Source organism: Mesorhizobium sp. Primo-A, assembly GCF_003997175.1.
GTDB lineage: Bacteria > Pseudomonadota > Alphaproteobacteria > Rhizobiales > Rhizobiaceae > Mesorhizobium > Mesorhizobium ciceri.
Window position 1 is genome coordinate 44,976 of the sequence record NZ_RZTG01000021.1, and the last position, 22,444, is coordinate 67,419.

At 62.0% G+C, this 22,444-nt stretch carries 26 protein-coding genes; 12 read left to right on the plus strand and 14 right to left on the minus strand.

Going from position 1 to position 22,444, the window contains the following annotated elements:
- Nucleotides 1-38 precede the first annotated feature (38 nt).
- Nucleotides 39-533 carry a GNAT family N-acetyltransferase gene (locus EOC83_RS29400; RefSeq protein WP_063168096.1) on the minus strand — a complete coding sequence of 165 codons (495 nt, stop codon included), beginning with the start codon at nucleotides 531-533 and terminating at the stop codon, nucleotides 39-41.
- A gap of 4 nt (nucleotides 534-537) precedes the next feature.
- A complete protein-coding gene (gene gatB / locus EOC83_RS29405) occupies nucleotides 538-2,037 on the minus strand; it encodes an Asp-tRNA(Asn)/Glu-tRNA(Gln) amidotransferase subunit GatB (protein ID WP_063168097.1) in 1,500 nt (499 codons plus the stop codon).
- Nucleotides 2,038-2,391: 354 nt separating this feature from the next.
- Between gatB and EOC83_RS29415 the strand changes: the two genes are divergently transcribed.
- Nucleotides 2,392-2,694 (plus strand): YjhX family toxin, encoded by a 303-nt coding sequence (locus tag EOC83_RS29415; RefSeq protein ID WP_082826465.1) that lies wholly within the window; start codon nucleotides 2,392-2,394, stop codon nucleotides 2,692-2,694.
- Nucleotides 2,695-2,741: 47 nt separating this feature from the next.
- Here the strand turns inward: EOC83_RS29415 and EOC83_RS29420 are convergent, their stop codons facing one another.
- Complete coding sequence (locus EOC83_RS29420) at nucleotides 2,742-3,173, minus strand: CBS domain-containing protein (RefSeq protein ID WP_013531344.1); 432 nt, start codon at nucleotides 3,171-3,173, stop codon at nucleotides 2,742-2,744.
- Nucleotides 3,174-3,260: 87 nt separating this feature from the next.
- A complete protein-coding gene (locus EOC83_RS29425; protein ID WP_013531343.1) occupies nucleotides 3,261-4,019 on the minus strand; it encodes a rhomboid family intramembrane serine protease in 759 nt (252 codons plus the stop codon).
- A gap of 388 nt (nucleotides 4,020-4,407) precedes the next feature.
- On the opposite strand from EOC83_RS29425, the gene EOC83_RS29430 reads away from it, so the two are divergent.
- From EOC83_RS29430 to EOC83_RS29440, 3 genes are all read left to right on the plus strand, one after another.
- On the plus strand, nucleotides 4,408-5,040 hold the full coding sequence (locus EOC83_RS29430; RefSeq protein ID WP_024503876.1) for a PAS domain-containing protein: 633 nt from the start codon (nucleotides 4,408-4,410) through the stop codon (nucleotides 5,038-5,040).
- 183 nt (nucleotides 5,041-5,223) lie between these two features.
- Nucleotides 5,224-5,841: a PilZ domain-containing protein gene (locus EOC83_RS29435; RefSeq protein WP_013531341.1), complete on the plus strand. Its 618-nt coding sequence runs from the start codon at nucleotides 5,224-5,226 to the stop codon at nucleotides 5,839-5,841.
- A gap of 266 nt (nucleotides 5,842-6,107) precedes the next feature.
- Nucleotides 6,108-6,716: a transglutaminase-like cysteine peptidase gene (locus EOC83_RS29440; protein ID WP_063168098.1), complete on the plus strand. Its 609-nt coding sequence runs from the start codon at nucleotides 6,108-6,110 to the stop codon at nucleotides 6,714-6,716.
- A gap of 132 nt (nucleotides 6,717-6,848) precedes the next feature.
- Here the strand turns inward: EOC83_RS29440 and EOC83_RS29445 are convergent, their stop codons facing one another.
- Both EOC83_RS29445 and EOC83_RS29450 read right to left on the minus strand, forming a co-directional pair.
- Complete coding sequence (locus tag EOC83_RS29445) at nucleotides 6,849-7,388, minus strand: gamma carbonic anhydrase family protein (RefSeq protein WP_024503875.1); 540 nt, start codon at nucleotides 7,386-7,388, stop codon at nucleotides 6,849-6,851.
- Nucleotides 7,389-7,407: 19 nt separating this feature from the next.
- A complete protein-coding gene (locus tag EOC83_RS29450) occupies nucleotides 7,408-7,749 on the minus strand; it encodes a hypothetical protein (protein WP_063168099.1) in 342 nt (113 codons plus the stop codon).
- Nucleotides 7,750-7,874: 125 nt separating this feature from the next.
- Here EOC83_RS29450 and EOC83_RS29455 point away from each other — a divergent pair, with 125 nt between their 5' ends.
- Nucleotides 7,875-8,600 carry a hypothetical protein gene (locus EOC83_RS29455; RefSeq protein WP_063168100.1) on the plus strand — a complete coding sequence of 242 codons (726 nt, stop codon included), beginning with the start codon at nucleotides 7,875-7,877 and terminating at the stop codon, nucleotides 8,598-8,600.
- A gap of 62 nt (nucleotides 8,601-8,662) precedes the next feature.
- Here EOC83_RS29455 and EOC83_RS29460 read toward each other — a convergent pair whose 3' ends face one another.
- Nucleotides 8,663-8,866 carry a DUF3126 family protein gene (locus tag EOC83_RS29460; protein WP_013531334.1) on the minus strand — a complete coding sequence of 68 codons (204 nt, stop codon included), beginning with the start codon at nucleotides 8,864-8,866 and terminating at the stop codon, nucleotides 8,663-8,665.
- 310 nt (nucleotides 8,867-9,176) lie between these two features.
- Nucleotides 9,177-10,025, minus strand: coding sequence for a serine O-acetyltransferase (gene cysE, locus EOC83_RS29465; protein WP_013531333.1), 849 nt, complete (start codon nucleotides 10,023-10,025; stop codon nucleotides 9,177-9,179).
- Nucleotides 10,026-10,172: 147 nt separating this feature from the next.
- Here cysE and EOC83_RS29470 point away from each other — a divergent pair, with 147 nt between their 5' ends.
- The gene (locus EOC83_RS29470; RefSeq protein WP_063168101.1) at nucleotides 10,173-10,775 is read left to right on the plus strand and encodes a hypothetical protein; all 603 of its coding nucleotides are present in this window, start codon (nucleotides 10,173-10,175) and stop codon (nucleotides 10,773-10,775) included.
- 85 nt (nucleotides 10,776-10,860) lie between these two features.
- Here the strand turns inward: EOC83_RS29470 and EOC83_RS29475 are convergent, their stop codons facing one another.
- The 3 genes from EOC83_RS29475 to EOC83_RS29485 are packed head-to-tail and all read right to left on the minus strand — an operon-like array spanning nucleotide 10,861 to nucleotide 12,809.
- On the minus strand, nucleotides 10,861-11,628 hold the full coding sequence (locus EOC83_RS29475; RefSeq protein WP_063168102.1) for an alpha/beta hydrolase: 768 nt from the start codon (nucleotides 11,626-11,628) through the stop codon (nucleotides 10,861-10,863).
- 20 nt (nucleotides 11,629-11,648) lie between these two features.
- Complete coding sequence (locus EOC83_RS29480) at nucleotides 11,649-12,209, minus strand: DUF192 domain-containing protein (protein ID WP_013531330.1); 561 nt, start codon at nucleotides 12,207-12,209, stop codon at nucleotides 11,649-11,651.
- Between the two features lie 24 nt (nucleotides 12,210-12,233).
- Nucleotides 12,234-12,809 carry a cold-shock protein gene (locus EOC83_RS29485; protein WP_174564974.1) on the minus strand — a complete coding sequence of 192 codons (576 nt, stop codon included), beginning with the start codon at nucleotides 12,807-12,809 and terminating at the stop codon, nucleotides 12,234-12,236.
- Nucleotides 12,810-13,047: 238 nt separating this feature from the next.
- On the opposite strand from EOC83_RS29485, the gene gloA reads away from it, so the two are divergent.
- Nucleotides 13,048-13,488, plus strand: coding sequence for a lactoylglutathione lyase (gloA, locus tag EOC83_RS29490; RefSeq protein WP_013531328.1), 441 nt, complete (start codon nucleotides 13,048-13,050; stop codon nucleotides 13,486-13,488).
- A 146-nt stretch (nucleotides 13,489-13,634) separates the two neighbouring features.
- Nucleotides 13,635-13,925 (plus strand): DUF2218 domain-containing protein, encoded by a 291-nt coding sequence (locus EOC83_RS29495; RefSeq protein WP_027160411.1) that lies wholly within the window; start codon nucleotides 13,635-13,637, stop codon nucleotides 13,923-13,925.
- Between the two features lie 8 nt (nucleotides 13,926-13,933).
- Here the strand turns inward: EOC83_RS29495 and EOC83_RS29500 are convergent, their stop codons facing one another.
- On the minus strand, nucleotides 13,934-14,494 hold the full coding sequence (locus EOC83_RS29500; RefSeq protein ID WP_024503867.1) for a DUF1697 domain-containing protein: 561 nt from the start codon (nucleotides 14,492-14,494) through the stop codon (nucleotides 13,934-13,936).
- An 8-nt stretch (nucleotides 14,495-14,502) separates the two neighbouring features.
- Nucleotides 14,503-15,759, minus strand: a complete 1,257-nt coding sequence (ilvA, locus tag EOC83_RS29505) for a threonine ammonia-lyase IlvA (RefSeq protein WP_063168104.1) — start codon at nucleotides 15,757-15,759, stop codon at nucleotides 14,503-14,505.
- A gap of 467 nt (nucleotides 15,760-16,226) precedes the next feature.
- Between ilvA and EOC83_RS29510 the strand changes: the two genes are divergently transcribed.
- Both EOC83_RS29510 and EOC83_RS29515 read left to right on the plus strand, forming a co-directional pair.
- Nucleotides 16,227-17,300: an alpha/beta hydrolase gene (locus EOC83_RS29510; protein ID WP_013531324.1), complete on the plus strand. Its 1,074-nt coding sequence runs from the start codon at nucleotides 16,227-16,229 to the stop codon at nucleotides 17,298-17,300.
- A 137-nt stretch (nucleotides 17,301-17,437) separates the two neighbouring features.
- On the plus strand, nucleotides 17,438-18,601 hold the full coding sequence (locus EOC83_RS29515; RefSeq protein WP_063168105.1) for an alpha/beta hydrolase: 1,164 nt from the start codon (nucleotides 17,438-17,440) through the stop codon (nucleotides 18,599-18,601).
- Between the two features lie 161 nt (nucleotides 18,602-18,762).
- Here the strand turns inward: EOC83_RS29515 and ade are convergent, their stop codons facing one another.
- The gene (gene ade / locus EOC83_RS29520; RefSeq protein WP_063168106.1) at nucleotides 18,763-20,571 is read right to left on the minus strand and encodes an adenine deaminase; all 1,809 of its coding nucleotides are present in this window, start codon (nucleotides 20,569-20,571) and stop codon (nucleotides 18,763-18,765) included.
- Between the two features lie 147 nt (nucleotides 20,572-20,718).
- On the opposite strand from ade, the gene EOC83_RS29525 reads away from it, so the two are divergent.
- Both EOC83_RS29525 and EOC83_RS29530 read left to right on the plus strand, forming a co-directional pair.
- On the plus strand, nucleotides 20,719-21,570 hold the full coding sequence (locus EOC83_RS29525) for an alpha/beta fold hydrolase (RefSeq protein WP_063168107.1): 852 nt from the start codon (nucleotides 20,719-20,721) through the stop codon (nucleotides 21,568-21,570).
- 94 nt (nucleotides 21,571-21,664) lie between these two features.
- On the plus strand, nucleotides 21,665-22,330 hold the full coding sequence (locus EOC83_RS29530) for an outer membrane protein (RefSeq protein WP_027160415.1): 666 nt from the start codon (nucleotides 21,665-21,667) through the stop codon (nucleotides 22,328-22,330).
- Nucleotides 22,331-22,444: the final 114 nt, after the last annotated feature.

Below are 22,444 nucleotides of genomic sequence, written 5' to 3' on the forward strand. Positions count from 1 at the left end.
TCGCAACAACGTGATGCAATCGCGCGATCATCGAGCGCTCAGGCGGTCAGCATCCGCTCAAGAATCAACGCAGCAATACCGGACTGCGCCGGCCCATAATTGTCGGCCCGGCCAATCTCGGCAAAGCCGTTGGCCAGATAGAAGGCGACCGCACGCCTGTTCTGCTCCACGACCTCGATGCGTAGAGAGCGGGCTTCCGGAAAATTCTCGATCACCTCATCGAGCAACATCCCGCCGATGCCCCGGCCTTGCAGGTCGGGTGCGACATGGAGCTGTTGCAGGTCGACCACGGTGCCGCCTTCGACGCTTTCGGCATAGGCGACGCCGCCGATGCGCTTGCCGTCGTCGGCGACCAGGAATTCGGCATTCGGCCGCTCAAGGCTAGCTCTCAATTTCGCCGGCGAACACCAATCCTCGATGACCCGGTCGATCCGATCAGGGCCATAGACCGCGTCATAGGTCGTGTGCCAGGTTTCGACCAGCAGCGCCCGGATGGCCGTCAGATCACGTTCACCTGCGGTGCGGACAAACACCGCGCTACTCGATGCCCAGCTTGGTCTTGACGAGGTCGTTGACCGCTTGTGGATTGGCCTTGCCGCCGGTCACCTTCATCACCTGGCCAACGAACCAACCGGCCATGCTCGGCTTGGCGCGCGCCTGTTCGACCTTGTCGGGGTTGGCTGCAATCACCTCGTCTACGGCCTTCTCGATGGCGCCGGTGTCGGTGACCTGCTTCATGCCACGGCTCTCGACCAGCTGGCGCGGATCGCCGCCCTCATTCCAGACGATCTCGAACAGGTCCTTGGCGATCTTGCCGGAAATGGTGCCGTCCTTGATCAGATCGATGACCGCGCCAAGCTGCTCGGGGGAAACCGGAGCGTTTTCAATGTCTTTTCCGGCCTTGTTCAATTGCCCGAGCAGATCGTTGATGACCCAGTTGGCGGCGAGCTTGCCGTCGCGGCCGGCGGCCACCTTCTCGAAATAGTCGGCGATCGGCTTTTCCGAAACCAGGATCGAGGCGTCATAGACCGACAGGCCGAGCGACGCGATCAGCCGCGCCTTCTTGTCGTCTGGCAGTTCCGGCAATTCCTTGGCCAGCGCATCGACATAGGCCTGGTCGAATTCCAGCGGCAAGAGGTCCGGATCGGGGAAGTAGCGGTAATCATGCGCCTCTTCCTTGGAGCGCATCGAACGCGTCTCGCCCTTGACGGCGTCGAACAGCCGCGTCTCCTGGTCGATCTTGCCGCCATCCTCGAGAATGGCGATCTGCCGGCGCGCCTCGTAGTCGATGGCCTGGCCGATGAAGCGGATCGAGTTGACGTTCTTGATCTCGCAGCGCGTGCCGAACTCGCCGCCCGGCTTGCGCACCGAAACGTTGACGTCGGCGCGCATCGAACCTTCGTCCATGTTGCCGTCGCAGGTGCCGAGATAGCGCACGATGGTGCGCAGCTTGGTGACATAAGCCTTGGCTTCGTCGGCCGAGCGCATGTCGGGCTTGGAGACGATCTCCATCAGCGCCACGCCGGAGCGGTTGAGGTCGACATAGGACATGGTCACATGCTGGTCGTGCATCGACTTTCCGGCATCCTGCTCCAGATGCAGCCGCTCGATGCCGACTTCGATGTCCTCGAATTCGCCCTGACGATCGGGGCCAACGGAAACGATCACCGTGCCCTCGCCGACGATCGGCTGCTTGAACTGCGAGATCTGGTAGCCCTGCGGCAGGTCTGGATAGAAGTAGTTCTTCCGATCGAAGACCGACTTGTGGTTGATCTGCGCTTTCAGCCCAAGGCCGGTGCGGATCGCCTGCTTGACGCATTCCTCGTTGATGACCGGCAGCATGCCGGGCATCGCCGCATCGACCAGGCTGACATTGGCGTTGGGCGCCGCGCCGAAAGCGGTCGAGGCGCCGGAAAACAGCTTTGCTTCCGATGTAATCTGGGCATGGACCTCGAGGCCGATGATGATCTCCCAGTCGCCGGTGGCACCGGAAACAAGGCGCTTGGCGTCGGGCGTGCGGGTGTCGATGAGGGACATGGTGGCCTGCGTATTGGAACTGCGGATAATGCGTTTCGCACACTTTGGTGTGCAACTTCGCTAGTGCAAACCGCCAAAAGAGACAAGCGCCCAAAAAACACAAGCGCAAAGCCGCGGACTGGCCTTTTCAGCTGCGTTCGCCTATGGGAGGTCCATTCCAATGGAGAGTGGATGTCCACTTACGCTCAGTCCCGGTAAGGCCCTGACCTCCTGGCGAGGCAGGGCAGAAAACCTGAAACCCCGTGCCGCGAAGCTTCGCGGCGGCGGCATTTTTTGTTTTCCCGGAAAACTCTCACATGGATATTTCGCGCAGCGCATGACCCCGAAAATCGGTATCGATTTTCGGAAAGGATCATGCGCCAAATCATAAGTGCCACAGCGTCCTTTGCGCGTGCAAGAGGACGCGCGGCGCTGTGGAAACAGCGCATCCTGCACCTGCTCGCGCAGGGCGGACGCATTGAAATCGAAAAGAACGAGAAGAAACGGATCGCCTCCGTCAAATGCCTGACCCGCGACGGCTGGCATTATCCGGGCGTCGATCTCGAGCTGTTTCGAAAACTGAAGCGGAAGAAGGCTGTTTCTTCGTCTGACGGTGGACCCTACCGCATCACCCGGCGCGGGCTCGCACTCGTCCGCTCCGAACTCGACAACAGGTAACCACGGCTCCGCCGGTCGGTTCTCCGGCCGGCGGTTCGCCTCACCGCTCAGGCGGTGGCGATGTAGGCTCTGATCTCGTCGGCCTCGCGCTCGACATCCTCGATGCGGCGCTTGACCACGTCGCCAATGGACACGATGCCATCGAGCATGCCGTCCTTTTCCACCGGCAGATGGCGGAAGCGGCCTCGGGTCATGATCTCCATCACCTCGTTGACGGTGTGGTTTTCGTTGCAGATCTTCACTTTCGGCGTCATCGCCGAACGCACGGGGATATCGAGCGCGGCTCCACCTTCGCGGGCGACAACCCGGACGATATCGCGCTCTGACAGGATGCCGACGATCTTGCGATCGCCATTGGTGATGACCAGCGCCCCGATCTTGTGCTCTGCCAGGATACGGATGGCTTCGCTAAGCTTTTCGTTCGGCCCGAGCGTCAACACGTCATGGCCTTTTCTCTCGAGAATTGCCTTAACCGTCATGGCGTCCTCCTCTGCTTTGCCTGCCGGTTCCTGCCCTGACCGGCCTTCACGTAAGAGTGAACATCGTGCGCCGTGATCGGTTGCATTTCAAGTGTGGTGGTCGGCCGTCTCCCATTCGGGCGCCTGCCATCGCCTGTCGAACCAGCGCAGGCCGAAGAAGCCGGCGACAAAGCCGCCAATATGGGCCTCCCAGGCGATCTGGCCGTCTACCCCCGGGGCAAAACCGAGCAGGCCGGTGGCGAGATTGATGACCATCCACATGGCAAGGAAAATCACGACACCGCGCAAGCGCAACACGAATGCGATCGGCAGCACCGGGCCGGCGAAGGCGGCCTTGCCGGCCGAACGATCGGTGCGGAAGCCAAAACGCGCCGCAGCCCCCATCATGCCTGATATCGCACCGGAAGCCCCGACCAGCGGCGCCTCACCGTAAGGATGCAGTGCCCAGAAAAGCGCGACCGAAGCCAGCCCGGTTGCGGCAAAGAACAGCGCGAACCACAGCGTTCCCAGACGGTTTGCCAATGGTGAGCCAAACGCGGCGAGCCACACCATGTTGATGGCGATATGGGCAAAGCCGCCATGCATGAACGCGTAGGTGAAGGGCCGCGAAAACAGGAACCAGTCGAAGCCGTATTGCCCGGTGTAGAGAACGGGGATGAAGGCCCCGTCATACAGCAATGTCATCTGCTGGGATTCGCTCAACACATATTGCTGCAACAGATAGACGACGACGCAGATGCCGATCACCGCCAGCACGACGGGCGGCAGGTTGAACACCGGCTCGCGCCGCGGCTCGGGCGCGCCCTCGACCGGGTCGGCTTCCGAGGGAATTACCGGTTCACTCATTTGAAATTGCACTCACTGCGGGATTCCAGGTTCGAGCATCTAGATTAACGCGGACCGAACAGCAAACCGCGAATCATCTGGCGCGAATCAAAAAAGAAGCCGTTCAAGGTTTCCCTTGAACGGCCGGTCGAGCCCCCTGCTCCCCTAAAACTCTGACTGAAGTGCTGCCGATCGTCGCGAAACGACCGCTTCTGGAGTGGTTTTTGTGTGCCACGGGGCTGGCTCAGACGCAACGTAAACCACTTGTTAACCTTAACGACCCCGACCCGTGAACAAGTGTTAACGACGCTGGCACGCTTCCTGCTCCGCAACGCATGTAGGTCCTCGGAGGGCGCCCTTCTGTTCACCGATGGGACATCAGACGACAGATTGCGCGGAGCAGCATAGCATGAACCAGAATGGATCGATCACGCTGTTCCAATATTGGAACCGCCTGCGTGATGGACGCCCCGCCCCGAAGCGTTCGGAGGTCGAACCGGCCGACATCAAGTCGCTGCTGGCCGACACCTTTATCCTGGAACGTGACACGCGCGGACAGGCCGTATTCCGGCTGGCCGGCACGAGGCTTTGCGCCTGCTACGGCCGCGAGCTCAAGGGGTTTTCCTTTCCATCGCTGTGGCGCGAGAAGGACCAGCGGCTCGTCTCGCGCCTGATCCATGGCGTGTTCGAGCAGAAATCGGTCGTGCTCATCAGCTATGAGGGCTTCAGCCGCAACGGGCGCTCCAATAAGTTCGAACTGCTTGCCCTGCCGCTGGACGGCGGCGTCGAAAATCCGCGCTGCCTGGGCGTCATCAGCGCCGTGGAGAAACCCTTCTGGCTGGGTGCCGATCCGATCACCGATGCGTTGATCGATTCAATCCGCGTCATAGATCCGGAGAAGGAGCTTCTGAACAATCGCCCGGCGATCGATGTTCCCTCGCTTGTTCCCGATGAACTTGGGGCACCCGAGACGATCTCGGCGCTCGGCCGGGTGCGTCGCATCCGTCATCTCGTCGTCTTCGATGGCGGGCGCGAGGAATAGTCCGCTGTTTTTTGAGACCTGATGCACGTCGCCCAAAACTGCGCGGCGGTTTTGGCACCACGGCCTGCAAAAAGGAAAACGCTGGAGCGCCCGCTTTTCCCCTTTGTTAACCCGCTTTGTTGTACTTCTGTGATGAAGTTCCTCGCATCGGCGCGCGGGATGCCAAACGGGGTGTAGGCAGTCATGAGGTCAGCGGCGGTCGACTATGCGCCGTCCCAAGCTGAAAGGCGAAACTTTCAGCGCGTCCGGGTTAAAATTTACGGACGCTTCATGCTGGAAGACCGCACCGAACATCCCTGCCAGGTCGTCGACATGTCACCGGGCAATGTCGCGTTTCGCACCGACCGCATCGGCATGCCCGGCGAAAAAATCATCGCCTACATCGATCATATCGGCCGCATCGAAGGCGTCGTCACACGCACCCTGCAGGACGGTTTCGCAATGACCGTCATTGCGTCGGATCGCAAGAAGGACAAGCTGGCCGCGCAATTGACCTGGCTGGCCAACAAGCATGAACTCGACCTGCCGGAAGATCGCCGCCACGAGCGCGTCGCACCGCGCAATCCGACAAGCGTGCTGCAGCTCACCGACGGCCGCCAGTACCAGTGCCGCATCATCGACCTTTCGCTCTCCGGCGCCGCTGTCGAAATCGACGTCAAACCGGCGATCGGCATCCAGGTCATGCTTGGCACCATGCGCGGGCAGGTCGTGCGTCATTTCGAGGACGGCGTCGCCATCGAATTCGCTGTGATCCAGCGTCCCGAAACGCTTGATTCCGAATTCAACACGCCACGCGCCTGAGCAGGCCCGACAGCAACATTCCAGGAACCGGCCCTTGCGGCCGGTTTTTTGTTTTCGACGCCATGGCATGCTTCGGCCGCTGTTGGAGGGGCCTGGAAGCCCTCCGCCCCCGTCGTGAGGGGCCCCAATATCCAAACGAATTAATACTCAAATGATTCAAATTTTACGTTTATTCTATTGGACTTTTACTCAATATCTACTTCGCGCTTTTGCGTCAAATAAATCCACATGTGGCAATGTCTCCTTCGAACGGGGAGACTACAACAATGAAGAAAACGAGGGGCAAGCTGTTGCTGGCGGCAATGGCGATGCAGCTTTCCGCTTGGGGATCAGCATATGCCGCGGGACCGGCCTATATGCACACCGGCGGACGCACCACCCAGCCTGTTGGTCACTATGAGTTCTGCCAGCGCATTCCCGGCGAATGCAGCGAACGGACCCGCAGGGGTGCGCCGGTCGAACTGACCCGCAAGCTGTGGGCGACGATCGTCAACATCAACAATTCGGTCAACACCCGCATCAAGCCGCGCACCGACATGGAAAACTACGGTGTCGAGGAATATTGGGCCTATCCGGCCAATGGCTATGGCGATTGCGAGGATTACGCGCTGGAAAAGCGCCGCGAGTTGATGGATGTGGGCGTCCCCGCCGGCAATCTGCTGATGACGGTGGCGCGCCAGCCGAATGGCGACGGCCACGCGGTGCTGACCGTGCGCACCAGCCTCGGAGAATTCATCCTCGACAATCTTGAGACCAAGGTCCTGTCCTGGACGGACACCGACTACACCTATCTCAAGCGCCAGTCGGACCAGAATTCCGGCGTTTGGGTGACGATCAATGACGGCCGCTCCGACGCGGTCGCCAGCGTCCGCTAAAACAGAGCTCAAGCGCGCCGCGTGAATGCGAGGCGCTTCAGGAGAAACCCGGTCGAGTCCCCACCCTCCCCGTCCCCAACGACCGGGTGAAAGGAGCCGGCCCCGTCCCCGGGCCGGCTCCGCCATTTCTGGCTATGGCCGTTCGAAAACCTTCTTCAACCCCGCCTTGAAGCGCTTGCCGTTGGCGACATAATGCGCCGCCGAGCCGCGCAACCTTGCCACGGCCGCGTCGTCCAGCACCCTGATCGCCTTGGCGGGCGAGCCGACGATCAGCGAATTGTCCGGGAATTCCTTGCCCTCGGTAACCAGCGCACCGGCGCCGACCAGGCAATTCCTGCCGATTTTCGCGCCGTTCAGCACGATGGCGCCCATGCCGATCAGGCTGTTGTCGCCGATCGTGCAGCCATGCAGCAAGGCGCGGTGGCCGATCGTGCAGCCTTCGCCGATCGTCAGCGGGAAACCGGGATCGGTGTGCATGACCGTATGTTCCTGCACGTTGGTGTCGGCACCGATGACGATGGGCTCATTGTCGCCCCGGATGACGGCGCCGAACCAGAAGCCGGCATTGCGTCCGACCCTGACGTCGCCGATCAGCGTCGCATCGGGCGCGATCCAGTTCGAGTCCGCATCGGCGAAGCTGGGCTCTGTTCCATCGATCGCATAAAGCGGCATTCCTGGTCTCCGAATCGTCTCAAGCTGGCAGCTCGGACCCTAGGAGACGGACCGACCATGAGGCAATGGCAAGCACGACGACGCCCAGCGCCAAGGTCCACGCAATTGCCGTGCAGCCGCAGGACATCAGCGCCAACGTTGAAATGCGGCGCTGACGCCGGGCATCGATGGCGTCGTTGACCAGCATGAACGGTCCCGCACAGGCCGTGGCGAGCAGCGAGCGCAAGACATGTGACGGCGACACATAGGGTTCGGTGAAGGCGACCTTGCGGCCCGACACCAGTTCCATGGCCGATCCGGCCAGCCCGCAGGCCGTCAACCCGACGGCAAAAGCAAAGAGTGTGAGTTCCAGCGGTCCCATCTTAACTTTCCGTTTACCATGAAATTGCACAGTCGTTCCATGCAGGCTGCAAGAGCCATGCCGTGCGATGTGTGCCGCCCGGGGACACTGCAGGCGGACGGGCGGCCCGAGATCCGAGGACTGAGATGAAGCAGGCAGCGCTCGCCAACGAACTCACCGTGGTCGATTCCAGGCTGATGAAGCGGGTGCTCTACGGGTTCGCGGTGCTCGCCCTGTTGTCGGTGGCGATCAGCCTTGCCGGCAAATGGTTCGGCCATTCGATCGCCATGGCCGGATACACCGACGACGCAACAGCCCACCAGGTGGTGATCGGCAACAATGTCATCACGGTCCCGGCCAATGCCATCCGTTTCGCCCAGGCCCGGCGCGACGGCATCGCCTCGCGGCTCGACCTCTATCTGCGCTATCCCCAGATGGACGGCTACAGCGAGGCCGCGCGAGATGATTTCAACCATACGGGAACAGCCAAAAGCATCGTCTTCCTGTCCTTCGAACAGCAGATGATGTCGCGTGACATGAGCGGCCGCTTCGCGCCGATCTACAGCGCGCTGATCATCCGACCCGGCACTGCCGGGCCTGGCGGCACGATGATTTATGGTTTCAACGAGAAATCAGGCTATCTGAACGAGGTGCTGGTTGTCGGCAATCGCCCCGGCAAGGAGCCGTTCGTGGCCCGTTGCCTGAGCGGGCCGAGTGCCGACCAATCGCTGGCGCCCTGCGAGCGCGACATCCAGGTCGGCGACGAACTCAGCCTCACCTATCGCTTCCCAAGGGAGTTTCTGGGCGATTGGCAGGCGCTCGACGCGGCAATCGCCACCGAAGCCGGGCGCGTTCTGAAGGCGGGACGTTAAGAACGCTTCAAGGGAACCGGCTGGCCGGCCGCATGAGCCGGCCGACCGCAAGATTTGCTGGCTCAGGCCAGATCGATGTCGAGAATCGCCATCGAAAAATTGTAGTCGCCGTCGTCCTCGTCCTTGAAGACGATGCCGAGGAATTCGTCGCCGACATAGACCTCGGCCGAATCGTCCTTGCGCGGCCGCGCCTTGACCTCAAGCTTGGGGTTTTGGAAGACGCGCTTGAAATAGGCGTCCAGCTTTCTGATTTCGTCCGGCTTCAACAGTCTTCTCCGATCATCGGGCTTGCTCGTTCGAACGCGCTTCTGGCACGTCGACAATGGCGATGTAAAGGCAAGCGGCCTGATTAAGGTCTGTTGATATTCACGTGAGGCCGGCCTGCAAATGGCGGTTTCCTGCGCTTCCCCGTTCTACCGCGTCGCGGTAGAACTGTGCTCACGTACCCAAACGTACGCTCCGCTCCGGTTCTCGGAACCCACCATTTCGGCTCGGCCTGACCTGAATCTCAAAAGACCTTGGGCGAGAACAATCGCCCATGTCTGCCCACGGCCTCAGGCAGCGGACATATGACAATCAGATGTCGAAACTGACGACCTGATCCATCGTCTGCGACGGCAAAAGCTGGTCCATCTGGCGCGACGGCTGATCGCAGCCGGTCTCGCCGACGACGCGGGCCGGCACGCCGGCAACCGTCTTGTTGTGCGGCACAGGCGACAGCACCACCGAGCCGGCCGCGATCTTCGAGCAATGGCCGATTTCGATGTTGCCGAGTATCTTGGCGCCGGCGCCGATCAGCACGCCGTAGCGGATCTTGGGGTGGCGGTCGCCGCCGGCCTTGCCGGTGCCGCCCAGCGTCACGCCATGCAGGATCGACACGTCATCCTCGATGACCGCGGTCTCGCCGACCACGAGGCCGGTTGCGTGGTCGATGAAGATGCCCTTGCCAATGCGGGCGGCCGGGTTGATGTCGGTCTGGAAGACCGAGGACGAGCGGCTCTGCAGATAGAGCGCGAAATCCTTGCGCCCCTGGTTCCACAGCCAATGCGCCAGCCGATGCGTCTGGATGGCGTGGAACCCCTTGAAATAGAGCACCGGCATGATGAAGCGGTCGCAAGCCGGATCGCGATCGTAATAGGCCTGGATGTCGACACGCACCGTCGTCGGCCACTCCTTGTCGTCGGCCAGCATGGACTTGAAGGTCTGGCGGATGAGATCGGAGCCGATGTCCTGGTGCGCCAGCCGCTCGGCCAGCCGATGAATGACTGCTTCTTCCAGGCTGTCCTGGTTGAGGATGGTCGAATAGAGGAATGCAGCGAGCAGCGGGTCGCGGTTGACAGCCTCCATGGCCTCGTCGCGGATCGAACGCCAGATCGGATCGACCGGCTTCAATGCGCTGTGTCGGGAAATGCTGATGCTGTTCATCGCCGTCTCGTCCTGCGTCCTGCCTGGCTTGCCTGTTGTGCTTGCCTGCTGCCCGGCCGCACATATAAGCCAGATCATAGCACGATTGAACTCAATTTTCCTTAGTGCTTTGTCAAATGGATTTGGTTCGCGGGAATTCAAGCAGCCATGGAAAACGAACCCTTGATCGACGACGCGCTGAAAAGCGAGCTCTCAGGGCTCTACCGGGCACAGGGCCGCCACTACCACAACCTTGCCCATATCGAGGCGATGCTGGCGCTGGCTGGCGACTATCGAAGGTTGCTGGCCGATCCCGAGGCGATCGAAGCGGCGATCTGGTTCCACGATGCCGTCTATGACAGCAGGGCCAAGGACAATGAGGCGCAAAGTGCCGCCCTTGCCGAAAAAAAGCTGGCGGGCCGCACAGATCCTTCACGTCTCGACCGCATCTCGGCAATGATTGTCGCCACCGCCACGCACCAGGTGCCGCCGTTCGACGGCGCGACGGCCACACGGGACGCAAGTCTTTTCCTGGATATGGACCTGTCGATCCTGGGTGCCGCGCCGGACGCCTTCGACGCCTATGAGCGCGCCGTGCGGCGCGAGTACCACTGGGTGGAGGAGCTGATGTGGCGAGCCGGACGCAGTGCGGTCTTGAAGAGTTTCCTCGCCCGCCCGCATATCTTCCACACGCAAGAGTTTCGCCAGCGCTTCGAACCGCAGGCCCGGGAAAACATTGCGCGATCGCTGGCGGCCCTTGCAAACGGCTAAGGACAATCAGGATAGGCGCCTATCACGATGCCAAGCAGCCTCGTCCCCGACTACGGCACTGCTTCTCGCTGCCCGGGCCCTCCGCTCAGAGCGGATTTTCGGCATAGAACTCCAGCACGCGCTGCTTGAAGGTCTTGTCCCCGACGGCAAGCATATGATCGCGGCCCTCGATGTGGAAGGCCCTGGCGTTCGGCATCAACGCTGCAAGCTCATCGGGCGAGCCGCCTATGTCGTCGGTGGTGCCGACTGCGACCAGCGTCGGCTGGGCGATGCGGGCAACATCCTGCTCGCTCAGCAATTCGCGCGATTTGGCGATGCAAGCCGCCAAGGCACGGCGATCGCTGCGGGTCTGGTCGGCGAAGGCGCGAAACGACCGGCCGCGCGGATGGCTGGTCGCGGCCGGATCTTCGGCAAGCAGCGCGTCGGCAATCGGATCCCAATCGCCGACACCGTCGATCATGCCGATGCCGAGGCCGCCGAAGACCAGCGTCACCACCTTGTCCGGATCGGACAGCGCCATGAACGCCGCGATGCGCGCGCCCATGGAATAACCCATGACGTGGGCGCGCTCGATGCCGAGATGGTCGAGCAAGGCAGTGGCATCGGAGGCCATCTTGACCGGCGTATAGTCGGCCTCATCATAGCTCTTGGACGACGCGCCGTGGCCGCGATTGTCAAAGGTGATGGCGCGGTAACCGGCATCGTTCAGCGTCTTGAACCAGCCGGGCGACACCCAGTTGACATAGTGGCTCGAAGCGAAGCCGTGGATCATCAGCACCGGATCGCCCTCGCCCGATTCCGGCTGGCGCTCGAGGAAAGCAAGATCGAAGCCGTCATGGGTGAAAAACTGCATCAGCGACCCCGCTTGCGCACTCAACCGCCACCGCCATTGGGTGCATCGCCATTGTCGGCGGGCGGCATGCCGGGGCCGGACACCGTGCCCACCGCCGGATGGCGCAAAAGGTCGCCATACTCGATGCCGTTCCTGGCGGCAGTGCCGGCCTTGAGCTCAAGCACGAAGCGCACCGGTACACCAGGCGAAATGACGGCGTCTGATTGCGGCTCGCCGTGCTTGACCGCCCGGATCTTGCCGTCCTGGCCGACAAAAATCAGATCAAGCGGCATCGGGGTGTTGTGCATCCAGAAGCCAACCTGCTGCTGGACCTCGAAGACAAACAGCATGCCGTGGTTGTCCGCCATGTCCTGGCGATACATCAAGCCAGCCTCGCGCTCCGCGGCGGTGTCGGCGACTTCGATGGAGAAAGAGCGATCACCGCCTTTCGTCACCACGACCAATGGCGCCGGATCGGCCGGAAGGATCATTGCCCGGCTGTCCGCCGAGGTTGGCTTTTCGGAATAGAAGTAACCACCGGCGGCGGCGACGAAGGCAATCGCGCACATCGCGCCCGCGGTCAGCCAGTTCCTGTAAGCCATTCGAGATCCTCGGCCGGAAACGCCCTAGTGCGAGACCGGCAAGGTCCCCATATCGGGGTGAATTTCGGCGGCCATAAGGCCTTTGTCGCCGCGCCCGAAACGAACCAGCACGACCTGTCCGGGCCGAAGCTCGGTGATACCGTAACGGCGCAAGGTCTCCATATGGACAAAGATGTCCTCGGTACCCTCGCCGCGGGTGAGAAAACCAAACCCCTTGGTGCGGTTGAACCATTTTACCAAGGCGCGTTCGAGACCGCTCTCCGGCGTCACCGCGACATGGGTGCGCTGCTCCTGCATCTCGGCCGGGTGGACCGCGGTGGTGACATCCATGGAGAGCACACGGAAGGCCTGCAATCCGCGCTCGCCATGCTTGACGAGGCAGACCACGCGTGCGCCTTCCAGCGCCGTCTGAAAGCCGTCTCTTCGAAGACATGTCACATGAAGGAGGATGTCGCCCGAGATGCCGTCATCCGGGAGGATGAAACCATAACCCTTGGCCACATCGAACCACTTGATGGCGCCGGCTACTTCGAGCAGATCAGAAGCGTCGCCGCCTTCGTCACGCTGCAAGGCGTCGCCAAGGGTTCCGTCCCGCCCCATGAAAGAGGCCTTTTCCCCCATAAGAATGCCCCCTCTTTTCAAGAACACCGCAACTGATTCTTGCCAACAGATTAACACTGCGGCTTCCGGTGTGTGCAAGACCTGCCGTGCCTTTTTTCACGGTTCATTGGGGCAATACCGGATTTGTTCTTTGCCGGCATTGCGCACCGCCGCACGATTGCCCTTTGACAGGGCCGACCCTATGTTGCGCCGCAACGCAATTTATCGAGGAAATCACATGCGCTATCTGCACACTATGATCCGCGTCGCCGACGTCGATGCCTCGCTCGACTTCTACTGCAATAAGCTCGGCCTCAAGGAAGTGCGCCGCTACGAAAACGAGCAGGGCCGCTTCACGCTGATCTTCCTCGCCGCACCGGAAGACGAGGAGAGCGGCATCAATGAAAAGGCACCGCTGGTCGAACTGACCTACAATTGGGATCCCGAAGACTACAAGGGCGGGCGCAATTTCGGCCACCTCGCTTATGAGGTCGACGACATCTACGCCACCTGCCAGCATCTGATGGACAATGGCGTCATCATCAACCGGCCGCCGCGCGACGGCAACATGGCTTTCGTCAAGTCGCCGGACGGCATCTCGATCGAGCTTTTGCAGAAAGGCCCGGCCAAGGCCAAGGCCGAGCCTTGGGCTTCGATGGCGAACACCGGAAGCTGGTAGCCGATCACGCTGTCTTGAGCGGACAATGCCAGGCTGACGGCCCCGCTACCGTTTGGTTTTTCAGGGGCGGCGCCTATCTGTCTGGCTGAGGCGCCAGGCTTGGCCGGCGCCCAGCCATGCAAAAGGGCGCTTGCCCAGGAGAATTCATGCCGACCAGCCATGCCGACGTCGCCACCGAACATGCCAGCCGCTACCTGCAGCAGTTGTGCAAGCACTGGGCACACAAATTCCCGGTCGAGTTCGATCCCACCCATGGCACCATCGATCTCTCAATGGGCCGTACCGTCATGGCTGCCGATGCCGCAGCGCTGCATGTCACGGTGTCGACTGACGAAGCAGGATCGATCGAGCGCCTGGAAAGCGTTGTCGCCGATCACATCAAGCGCTTTGCTTTCCGCGAAGAACTGACCTTCGACTGGAAACCAACTTCCGCCTAGCCAGCCAACTACTTCTCACCGGCGTGTGCGGCCATCTCCAGCAGCGCCTGCACCGAGCGCCAATTGCGCGCGGTACCCGGCACTTTCAGCGTGCGCGGGATCAGCCCGGCAAACACCGATTTGCCCAGCCCATTCGGTGCGCTGAGGTAGAGCACATCGCCCTTGATCTCGAAGCGTTCGGGGCCGGTGCACTTTTCGGTCAGCCGCGCCACCTCATCGGCGGTCGGCTCGCGTTCCAGCACATAGGCGTGCAGCTTCGTGTGGTCCGCGGCAATTTCCGGATAGGGATTTTCGCGCACCAGCTTCTCGAACCAGGAGAGATCGCGCACCATGATGCGCGAATGGAACCCCCATTTCGTCTCGAAGGCTGCTTCGAGCAGGTTCGCCAGTGCCGCCGCGTCGCCTTTCTTCGCCCGGAACACGGCATTGCCGCTCTGCACGTAGGTGGCGACGTCGGAAAAGCCGAGGCCCTCGAAGAACGACCGCAGCTCCGCCATCTTGACGATGCGGTTGCCGCCGACATTGATGCCGGAAAACAGCGCGACGAAGATTTTTCCCGGATCAACCATTCGATCGCTCATATGATGAACCCGGCCAGTGTCTCGTTGTCGGTGATGTCCTGATACTGAACGCCCTCGGCCTCGAACTTCGCCTTGAGCAGATCGAAATTGCGACGGTCCCTGGTTTCGATGCCGATCAGCACCGAACCAAAATTGCGCGCCGATTTCTTCAGATATTCGAAACGGGCGATGTCGTCGTCGGGTCCGAGCAGTTCGAGGAAATCGCGCAGCGCGCCCGGCCGCTGCGGAAAACGGATGATGAAGTATTTCTTCAGACCCTCGAAGCGCAACGCCCGTTCCTTGACGTCCGGCAGCCGCTCGAAATCGAAATTGCCGCCCGAAACCACGGCAACGATCGTCTTGCCCCTGATCTCCTTCTTGGAGAAATCCTTGAGCGCATCGATCGCCAGCGCGCCGGCCGGCTCCAGCACGACGCCTTCGACGTTGAGCATCTCGATCATGGTGGCGCAGAGCCTGTTTTCCGGGATCAGCCGCACCGTGTCGGCCGGAAAATCCTTGAGATGACGCAACGGCTCGCGGCCGATCTCGGCCACCGCGGCGCCATCGACGAAATTGTCGACCTTGGCGAGCTTGAGCCGTTTCCCCGCTGCGAGGCTCTCGCGCAGGCTCGGCGCGCCTGCCGGTTCGCAGAAGACGAAGTGTGCTTCCCTGCCCTGATCGGCGAAATAGTGGGTGACGCCCGCGGCAAGTCCGCCACCGCCGACCGGCAGCATGACGATATCGGGCATGCGGGCGCCCGGCATCTGGTCCGCGATCTCGTAGGCGACGGTTGCCTGGCCCTCGATGATGTCCTTGTGATCGAAAGGCGGCACCATATGGGCGCCGGAACTGTCGGTGAATTCCAGGGCAGCGCGATAGCAATCGTCGAAGAAATCGCCGACCAGTCTGATCTCGATGAAATCGCCGCCGAACAGCCTGGTCTTGTCGATCTTCTGCTGCGGCGTCGTCACCGGCATGAACACGACGCCTCGCCTGCCGAAATGGCGGCAGACGAAAGCAAAGCCCTGCGCGTGGTTGCCGGCGGACGCGCAGACGAACAGTTCGGCCTCGTTGCCGGCCGCCAGTGTCTTGCGGAAGAAATTGAAGGCGCCGCGGATCTTGTAGGAGCGGACCGGCGACAGATCCTCGCGCTTCAACAGCACCCGCGCACCGGTCTTTTTCGACAGATAGTCGTTTTCCTGTAGCGGCGTTTCAGGGAAGATCTGGCGGATCGCGGCGGCAGCGGCAGCAACGCGGGAAGAGAAACTGTTCATCGGAAACCACCCCTGGGGAAAATCACCTTGCGTTGCATGCTGTCCGCGGATCTCTATCATTAATCGGGTCGCGAACGTTCGGTTGTTGAGCGCCATGACCAGGTGCGGCGCGAGCCCGCCTATCACATATCCGGCTCCCCAGCGCCATCGTCCATCATTTACGTCCTTCCGGGCGGAAATTTTGCGAAATATTTTCAGCTACTTGCGGGTGCATTCTCATGCCCCCTCGCATCGGGCGGTATGAAATCGCTATCTCCGCGGGGATTGGAGGGCCAGCGGCGACGCCGCTCATTGCGCACATCACGCAGGCGTTTCCCGCCATTTTGGCTTTCGCGCAACACTGCGATGGCCGCAGCGGGGCGCCGATCACATTTCGACTCGACAGGACTTAGTTCTGCCGCACTCTGCCTGTCCGGGAGGTATCGTGAGGATAGACAGGCCTTTCGGCCGGAGTTGGAAATTCAGGCGTGCCTTTGAAGAAGATTTTTACCGTTGTCCTGGCCTTGTTCGTCGCCGGCTGCGCCGGCCAGCAAACACAGGAATTGCTTGGCAGCGCCATGGTGTCCGCGCCGGTGACGGAGATCGCCGGCAACCACTCGATCTTCATCGCCACGACGCGCAAGAAATCCGACGATCCCAACAAGGTTTTCGACGGCGAACGGTCGGCGACGCTGAACTATGCCCGCGTCAACGTCACCGTTCCGGGGCTTCACAAGACCGGCCAGATCGAGCGCCGCTCGCGCGGCAAGTCGGACGACCCGGCCAAGTATTTCATGGCTTCCGAGGTCGTCGGCTACGACACGCAGCCGAAATTCTCCAGCGCGCTCAACGCCGACATCGCGGCGCGCGGCGGCCGCGTCATGGTCTTCGTGCATGGCTACAACACCGGCTTCGATGCCGCCGTCTATCGCCTGACCCAGATCGTCCATGATTCCGGCTATCCCGGCACGCCAGTGCTGTTTTCCTGGGCATCGGGCGCCAGGACCACCGACTATGTCTACGACAAGGAAAGCGCCAGCGCTGCCCGCGACCAGTTGGAGGTGACGCTCAGGATGCTGGAGCAGTCCGGCGCGCGGCGCATCGACATCGTCGCACATTCGCTCGGAACCTGGGTCACCATGGAAACGCTGCGCCAGATGGCCATCACCGGCGATCGCGATCTCGGCGGCAAGCTCGGCGACGTGGTGCTGGCCTCGCCCGACATCGATGTCGACGTGTTCAAGAGCCAGATGCGGCGCTATGGCAAGCCCGACAAGCCGTTCATCCTGCTGTTATCGGACGACGACCGTGCGCTGCGGCTCTCCGGCCTGATCGCCGGTTCACGGCCGCGTGTCGGCGACTACAAGGATGCCGCCGATCTTGCCTCCTATGGCGTGACGGTCGTCGACCTGTCCAAGGTCAAGGGATCGGACAGCTTCAACCATACGAAATTCGCCGACAATCCGACGCTGGTGAAGATGATCGGCCAGCGGCTGCGCGAGGATGACGGCTTTGCCAGCGACCGTGATGTCACCGACCGCATCAGCCTGCTTGGCCAATAGGTGCGGTCTCGCGGCGATGCCTGCCCGGCATCGCGGACGTATGGATTCACTTTGAACTGGACCGCGCCGGTCTCTGGCCTTATCGGAATAGCCAGCGACGTCACGCGTTTGACGTCCCCTTTTGCGGGAGCCTGCGTGTGACCGTGCGTTCGAAGAGCTACCTCGTCGTTGCATCGGCGCTCGCTGTCACCGGCTGCGCTGGCGGGAAAACGCACGACCTGCTCAACAGGACGACGGTCTCGGTGCCCGCATCCGACATCGCGGCCACGCATGAAATCTTCGTCGCCACCACCCGCCAGAGGGCAACAAAAGAGCCGCGACAGGTTTACGACGGCGATCGCTCGCTGACCACCAGCTTTGCCCGTGTCGACGTCACCGTTCCCAAAAGCCATCAGGTCGGCGCCATCGAGCGGGCCAAGGGATCGGCAAACAGCAATCCTGCCAAGGATTTTACCGCCAAGGACGTCACTTTCTATGAAGGCGCGCCCCAGTTCGCCAAAGCGGTCGGCGCCGACATTTCCATGCGCGGCGACCGTGCGCTGGTTTTCGTGCACGGCTTCAACAACGGTTTTGACGACGGCATCTACCGGCTGACGCAGATCGCCCACGACACCAAATATCCCGGCACCCCGGTGCTGTTCTCCTGGGCTTCGAGCGGCAAGACCACGGGTTACATCTACGACAAGGAAAGCGCCAACGCAGCGCGCGACGACCTCGAGGCGACGCTCAGGATGCTGGCCAAGACAAAGGTCAAGAGCATCGACATCATCGCCCATTCGATGGGAACCTGGGTGACCATGGAGACGCTGCGCCAGCTTGCCATCACCGGCGACCGGGATCTCGGCGGCAAACTGGGCTACGTCATCCTGGCCTCGCCCGACATCGATGTCGACGTCTTCAAGAAGCAGATGATCCGCTACGGCAAACCCGACAAGCCGTTCGCCATCCTGCTCTCTGCGGATGACCGGGCTCTCAAGCTCTCGTCCCTGATCTCGGGCGACAAGCCGCGCGTCGGCGACTACGGCAACGCTGCAGACCTCGCCAGCTATGGCGTGTCGGTGGTCGATCTTTCCCAGGCCAAGGGCGGCGACCGCCTCAACCACGCCAAATTCGCCGACAACCCGATGCTGGTGCAACTGCTCGGCGACCGGCTGCGGGCGCCGGCGGGCCTCGCCTCGGACGAACCCGACCCGACACAGCTCAACAATCTCGGCCAGGGCCTCGGCAAGGCCGTCGGCTCGGTCGCCGAGATCGTCATCACCACGCCGTTCAAGGTGCTGACCATCGCCACCGGCGGGTGAGCCAGCGGGCGGCATTGGCCCTAGGATTGTTGAGATTCGGGTCAGGCCGAGCCGAAAGTGGTGGTTTTCGAGAACCGGAGCGGAGCGTACTTAAGTACGTGAGCACCGGAAGCGCAGAAAATCGCTACTTACAGGTCGGCATGGCCTGAATATCAACAATCCTAGACGAACAGATCGACCTTCTGGAATGTCGTCACATCGATCAGGCCGACATCGGAGATCCTGAGCTCCGGAATGACGACCAGCGCCAGCAGCGAGTGCTGCATGTAGGCGTTGTTCAATGAACAGCCCATCTTGCGCATCGCCTCGGTGAGCTTCTCGGCCTTGGCGGCGACGATTTCCGCCCGTTCGTCCGACATCAGGCCTGCGATCGGCATTTCGACCAGCGCCAGTTCCTTGCCCTTGGAGAACAGCACGACGCCGCCACCGACCGCGCCCAGACGGTTTACCGCCAGCGCCATGTCCTGCTTGTTGGTGCCGACGCAGATGATGTGGTGGGCGTCATGCGCCACGCTGGACGCCATGGCGCAGTCGCCCATATAGCCGAAGCCCGAAACGAAGGCGTTGCTGACGCCGCCCGTGCCCCTGTGACGCTCGACCAGCGCGATCTGGCAGATGTCGTTGCGGCGGTCCATTGCGACCAGCCCGTCCTCGACCGGCAGATCGGCCTCCAGCGCGCGCGTCGGCGCCTGGTTCTCGATGACGCCGATGACACGCACCCGAACCTCGTTGGCGCCCTTGGGGGCGGCGATATCGAAGTCGTCGCCCTTCAACTTCTTGCCGAGCTTGACGGTGTTCTTCGCCGTCCGGGGGTAATCATAGGCCGGAATGTCGATTTCGAGCTTGCCGCCCTTGGCCACCCTGACGCCGCGTGCATAGACCTCGTCGATGGTCATTGCGGCGAGATCCGAGACGATCAGCAGGTCGGCCAGCCGGCCCGGCGCGATCGAGCCGATCTCGCGCTCCAGTTTGAAATGCTGGGCGGTATTGAGCGTCGCCATCTGGATCGCCGTCACCGGCTTCAATCCCTGTTGGATGGCGTGGCGCACCACGCGGTCCATATGGCCCTCTTGGACCAGCGTGCCGGAATGGCTGTCGTCGGTGCACAGGATGAAGTTGCGCGGGTCGATTCCGCCCTCCGTCACCGCCTTGATCTGCGAGGCGACGTCGTACCAGGCCGAGCCCAGCCGCAGCATCGCCTTCATGCCCTGGCGCACGCGGGCGATAGCGTCCTCGGCGCGCGTGCCCTCATGGTCGTCCTCGGGGCCGCCGGCGACGTAGCCGTGGAACGGCAGGCCGAGATCGCGCGAGGCATAGTGGCCGCCGACCGTCTTGCCCGCCTTGACCGTCGCCGCGATCTCGCCCGACATGACCGGATCATTGGCGACGACGCCGGGGAAATTCATCACTTCGCCCAGGCCGATAATGTTCTCCCAGGTCATCGCTTCCGCGACATCGGCGACCGTCAGCTCGGCGCCGGCATGTTCCAGCCCCGGCGCCGAAGGCACGCAGGACGGCATCTGGACATGCACGTTGATGGGCATGGCGACCGCTTCGTCATGCATCAGCCGCACGCCGGGCAGACCCAGAACATTGGCGATCTCGTGCGGGTCGATGAACATCGAGGTGGTGCCGTGCGGAATGACGGCCCGGCAGAACTCGGTCACCGTCACCATGCCGCTCTCGACATGCATATGCGCGTCGCAGAGGCCGGGCACCAGATAACGCCCGCCGGCATCGACCACCTTGGTGCCCTGGCCGATTGCATGGCTGGCATTGGGCCCGCAATAGGCAAAGCGCCCGCCGGCAATGGCGATGTCGGTGCCGGCGATGATCTCGCCCGAATGAACGTTCACCCAGCGGCCGTTGCGCACGACCAGGTCAGCGGGTTTGCGCCCCACGGCGACATCGACCAGATGTGTCGCCATCTCGGTCCACGGTCTGGGTTTTGCGGGCGTTGCTTTCGTCATTGGCGATTCCTCGGTTGCCGCCAGTCTCGCAAATGTCGGCGGGCGCCGCCAGAGCCGTCGGTCCGACATACCGCGTCAGGGCGAGCTTGTTGACTAATCCGGCTGGAAGGCGATGCTGACCGCGAACCGAACCATATGAGGGAAGACATGACCCGTTTTTGGAAAGCGTTCGCCATCGTTATCTTGTTCGCAGCGTCGACCACTTCTGCCGTGGCCGAGGAGCGTTGGCAGACCTTGCCGGAACCAGCGGCCATGCCCAAACCCGATCAGAGCGGATACGCGCCGGTGAACGGCATCCAGATGTACTACGCCGTTTTCGGCGCGGGCGATCCGGTGCTGCTCATCCATGGCGGCCTCGGCCACGGCGACATCTGGGCCAGCCAGGTGGCCACGCTTTCCAAGACGCACAAGGTAATCGTCGCCGACAGCCGTGGCCACGGCCGCTCCACCCGCACCGAGCAGCCCTATGGCTACGACTTGATGGCATCGGACTATCTGGCGCTGCTCGACCACCTGAAGATCGACAAGACCGCGCTTGTCGGCTGGAGCGATGGCGGCATCATCGGTATCGACATCGCACTGCATCATCCGGAGCGGCTGACAAGGCTGTTCGCGCAAGCCGCCAACGTAACCACCGACGGCCTTGATCCGGGCGTGATGACCAACAAGACCTTTGCCGCCTACATCGACCGCTCCGGCCGCGACTACAAGAAGATGTCGAAAACACCGGACCAGTATGACGCCTTCGTGGCGCAGATGAGCCACATGTGGGAGAGCGAGCCGGCGTGGAGCAAGGAACAGCTTGCCGAGATAACCACGCCGACGGCGATCGTTGCCGGCGACCACGATGAGGCGATCAAGCGCGAACACACCGACTATATCGCCTCCGCCATCCCAGGTGCGAAGCTGATCATCCTGCCCAACGCCAGTCATTTCGCCATGCTGCAAGCGCCGGATGAATATAGCCAGGCTGTGCTGGACTTCATCGATGCCAAATAGAGGATTCTGTACGGCGACAGGGGGATTGCGATTGCGGCGAATGCGGTTATCCTTCTGACGAGGATCTTTCTGAACCGTCATTTCGGGGAGTTCGATGCGTCGATTGATGGTCGCTAGTGCCGGTTTCCTTGCCGTTCTGGCCGTGCCGGCTTTTGCAGCCGACCCGGCGGTCGACGTGCCGATGACCGCGCCCGGATTCGACTGGACGGGCTATTACGCTGGTCTGCAGGCCGGCTATGGCTGGGGCCAATCCGATGTATCGGTGACAGAAGGTGCGCCATTTTCCATCGCGCCCGACATTGACGGCGGTTTTGTCGGCGGCCACGTCGCCGGCCTGTGGCAATTCGACCAGGCGGTGCTCGGCGCCGAGGCGGACCTCAACTATTCCTCGGTCGGCGGCACGACGGTATCGGCGCTGGGAAGCACATTCGGCACCGACATCAAGTGGTTCGGGTCGGTCAACGCCAAGGCGGGTTACGCCATGGACCGCCTGCTGGTCTACGGCATTGGCGGCGTCGCCTTTGCCGGCATCGAAACATCGCAAGTCGCGGGTCCGGCGTTCGACAGCACGCGCACGAATGTCGGCTGGACCGTGGGTGCCGGCGTCGACTACGCGCTGACCGACAAGTTCGTCGTCGGCGCGCAGTATCGCTACTATGATTTCGGCTCCGAGCACTACGAGGTGGCAGAACCCTTTAACGATCGCGATCAGAACGTGAAGCTGAATACGGTCGGGATCAATTTGAGCTACAAGTTCTGACCAGGCCCACAATCGCGACGCTGCCGGCCCAGGCGACCACTTGAGGGGCTCTCTTCATGGAAGGGTGGCCGACGCTCCCAGTGGGCGGGGGGAATGGGTTGGGCCTGAGAGGCG